The following is a 1,958-nucleotide window of genomic DNA, read 5'->3' as shown; positions in this document are numbered from 1 at the left end:
ATAACACCGCTTCTGGAGGAGTTTCGCTACCTTGAGGAAAACAACATTAAGGGAAAAATCCTTACGACTGATTATCTGAACTTCACCGAACCGAAAGCACTGAAAAAGCTTCAGAGCTTTAAAAACATTGAAGTTAAACTTTACCTGCAGGAAAAGGAAGGCTTTCACACCAAGGGATACCTCTTCAAAAAGGACAATATCTACAGAGGAATTGTGGGAAGCTCCAACCTGACCATGAATGCACTTTCCGTCAACAAGGAGTGGAACGTTGAGTTTACCTCACTGACAGAAGGGGAAATGCTGAGTGACCTGAAATCCGAATTCAACTGACGTGCTTCCAGAATATGAAAAGATTTACGATGACAGCAGGAAATTTTCAGACCTTAGAAAAATCACCCAAAGCATCAAGGAAACTAACGTCACATTAACGCCGAACTATATGCAGGAGCAGTTTCTGGACAATGTCAGAAATCTCATCAAACAGGGTGAAAAGAAAGCAATTCTCGTTTCCGCAACAGGTACCGGAAAAACATATGCTTCCGCCTTTGCGGTAAATGACTTCAAGCCAAAAAGGTTTCTGTTTTTGGTTCACCGTGAACAGATTGCAAAGCAGTCTATAAAAGCCTATAAAAACGTTTTTACAGACCATGACAAGTTCGGTTTATTATCTGGAAACTCAAAGGACTTTGAAAAGCCTTATCTTTTCTCGACAATACAGACAATGAGCAAGGATGACGTCTACACCAGATATGACAAGGATTATTTTGACTATATCATCATTGATGAGGTTCACAAGGCCGGTGCATTGAGCTATCAAAAGATATTCAATTATTTCGAGCCGGAATTCTATCTTGGAATGACTGCTTCACCTGAAAGGACTGACGGCTTCAACATCTATGACCTTTTCGACAACAACATCGCCCATGAAATCAGACTTCAGGAAGCTTTGGAAGAGGATTTGCTCTGTCCTTTCCACTATTTCGGAATCACTGACGTGGAATTTGACGATAACACCATCAATGATGATTTCAGGGACTTCAATCTTTTGGCATCTGAAAAGAGAGTCAATTACCTTCTGGAAAAGTCCGAGTTTTACGGATATTCGGGAGACAGGATAAAGGCACTGGTATTCTGTTCCAGAAAAAAGGAAGCCCAACTTTTAGCAGAGGAATTTACAAAAAGAGGCCACCCTTCAATTGTACTGACAGGTGATGATCCGCAGGAAAAGCGTCTTGAAGCAATCGACCGCCTAACAAACGACAGCAATCCAAATAAGCTTGAATACATCTTCACGGTTGATATATTCAATGAGGGTGTGGACATTCCAGAAATCAACCAGGTATTGCTTGTAAGGCCAACCGAGTCTCCAATCATCTTCATCCAGCAGCTTGGAAGAGGACTTAGAAAATACAAGAACAAGGAGTTTGTGGTGATTCTGGATTTCATCGGCAACTACAAGAACAACTTCATGATCCCGATTGCCCTATCCGGTGACAGGTCATATGACAAGGACAAGTACAGGAAATATGTGATGGAGGGAAACAAGATCATTCCTGGAGCTTCATCAATCAATTTTGATGAAATTTCTAAAAAGCGTATATATGATTCAATCAACAACTCATCATTTTCAAAAGTGGCACTGTTTAAAGAAAAGTACAATCAATTAAAATATAAGCTTGGAAGAATTCCTTCATTATATGACTTCGCAATTCAAGGAGAATTCAATCCCGAAATCATCCTCAACCACAACAAGTTTGACACATACCACACATTCCTGAAATATGTCGAAGATGACTATTCTAGCGAACTTAAAGAGGAGGAGCTTGCCGTATTGAGATTCATTTCAAAAAAGCTAATCAAGGGAATAAGACCCCACGAGCTTGTGATTTTAAGCTGTCTTATATACAACAGGTATTTTACAGTAAGCCAGGTGGAAAAGTACCTGCATGAAACCTATG

The 1,958-nt window shown here is 40.1% G+C and carries 1 pseudogene; it reads left to right on the top strand.

Features of this window, described 5'->3' with window-relative positions:
* A pseudogene (locus QZ143_RS09390) lies at nucleotides 1-1,958 on the top strand (DEAD/DEAH box helicase family protein); the annotation flags it as partial.

Origin of the sequence: Methanobrevibacter sp. UBA188 (assembly GCF_905234905.1) — an archaeon.
Taxonomy (GTDB): domain Archaea; phylum Methanobacteriota; class Methanobacteria; order Methanobacteriales; family Methanobacteriaceae; genus Methanocatella.
This window is presented reverse-complemented; position numbering and strand designations above follow the sequence as displayed.